Genomic DNA, 1,704 nt, shown 5'->3' on the forward strand with positions numbered 1-1,704 from the left:
GATCATCGCGTTCATATATAAATACGGAAGCTTTAAGGAAGATCTGTACAGGATTATAAAGTCCGTTTCCGCTCAGTTTAAATCGCATTTCTTCGAAACTATTAGCCACACCCCTCCCATTTCCCCCCGACATAAAAAGACCATTGCTTGGGGTACAATCATCACGCTGTCATTTACTGCCGGATATTTACTAATCCTTAGCATCGCCATTGGCACTCTTACCGTGCTCAGCGCCAATGAGCTGTCATTCTTTAATGTCTTAGTCCTTCTGGCACTAACACTGGCTTTCAGTATTATGTTTTTTCTGCAATGGGGTGAAGCTCATAAAACTGCAAAGGAAAAATAACAAGCCTACTCAAGCCTCAATAACATTGAACTCTTCAAATCCATTTTTAATGATTGTTAAAAAGCGAATGATCTCTTCATTATCAATATGACTAAGATTAGAAAGACTCTCATTAAACTTATGCTCTGTGTTCTCCAACGCCCAATCCAGCGCTTTTTTTATTCGTACTCTTTTTTCTAAAGGCATGCGCATATAGTAATTCGCACCCAGCTCATCAAACTTAACTTCCTTGATCGAGTCAAGATGATATAGCTCATATAGAACAAGGTTCAGTGCCGTTTTCATTTCCAAATTTTTATCTTCACCAATCATCATTCCAATCCTTAGGTAAATAAGATGGTTCTATAATAAAGTCTTCCGGTGGATCAGCAGGATCTTTATATCCCGTTCTCATGACGTTTTCCAAGCCAAATGTTCCTTCTTCCGGCAATTCGCGTTCCTTCAATTCGTCTAGCAATTGATCGTTCATCTTTTGAGACGGCTGATAATGTCCACTTTTGTTAGAGACTTCAATTAGATTGCCATCTATTACCGTGAGCTCTCCAGCAGCAGCTACAGGTTTACCCTGCGCTAAACTAGAATGATGAAACTTGCCAGGTTCCTGGAATGTAGAAGCAAAAATCCGACCTTCTGGTGTCATTACAAATATAGCTTTCCCATCCCCTGAGAAAAATGTTGATGACTCTGCGGTATCGAAGGGTGAGCCTGCTAACGGACCATTAGCATGAACTAGTTTTCCATTTTGAACACCTAACTCATGCTCAAGCAGCTCATGTTCATCCAGGTATTTAACTGTATCTGCACCCCAAACTGGATGAAAGAATTCTGGTTCCTCCTCCCTCTTATACATTGGATTCATTTCTTTAGTATTCTTGTATTTAACGGGAATTATCTTTGGTTTAGTAGATTTAGAGTCATTGCCTTCCTCACACACCAACCCCAATGGATCAACCCACCCCACCGGATTCGCCGCATACTGATAATTATTAACCCCACCCAACAACCCGATCGGGTCCTGCTGAGTAAACTGACCCGTCCCCGGATCATAATACCGGAACCGATTATAATGCAGCCCCGTCTCTTCATCCCAGTACTGGCCCTGGAACCTCAGGTTATTCTCTACCTGCTCAACGTCTTTTCTTATGACATTGCCGTAAACCTTGTATCTGGCTGACCATACCACCTGGCCTTCCCAGTCGGTCATCTCTTGGGGTGTGCCCAAATGATCCAGGTGATAGAAGTAACACTGATTATTCTCCACAAACGCCAACGGCTTAAAGCTGTTGGGTTCATACAGATACAGTTTTTCCTTGTGCCCACGCTTTTCACTGAGCAGCACATCCCCGTTCCACACGAAT

The 1,704-nt window shown here is 42.5% G+C and carries 3 protein-coding genes; 1 reads left to right on the forward strand and 2 read right to left on the reverse strand.

Going from position 1 to position 1,704, the window contains the following annotated elements:
- Window positions 1-346 (forward strand): hypothetical protein (locus FT643_RS23645; RefSeq protein ID WP_232340417.1); only part of this gene is annotated, 346 nt, incomplete at its 5' end.
- A 9-nt stretch (window positions 347-355) separates the two neighbouring features.
- On the opposite strand, the gene FT643_RS22985 is transcribed toward FT643_RS23645, so the two are convergent.
- Window positions 356-661 carry a hypothetical protein gene (locus FT643_RS22985; protein WP_156873733.1) on the reverse strand — a complete coding sequence of 102 codons (306 nt, stop codon included), beginning with the start codon at window positions 659-661 and terminating at the stop codon, window positions 356-358.
- A partial coding sequence (locus FT643_RS22990; protein WP_198043837.1) for an RHS repeat domain-containing protein occupies window positions 648-1,704 on the reverse strand: 1,057 nt, incomplete at its 5' end. The genes FT643_RS22985 and FT643_RS22990, both read right to left, overlap by 14 nt.

This window comes from Ketobacter sp. MCCC 1A13808, assembly GCF_009746715.1.
Taxonomy (GTDB): domain Bacteria; phylum Pseudomonadota; class Gammaproteobacteria; order Pseudomonadales; family Ketobacteraceae; genus Ketobacter.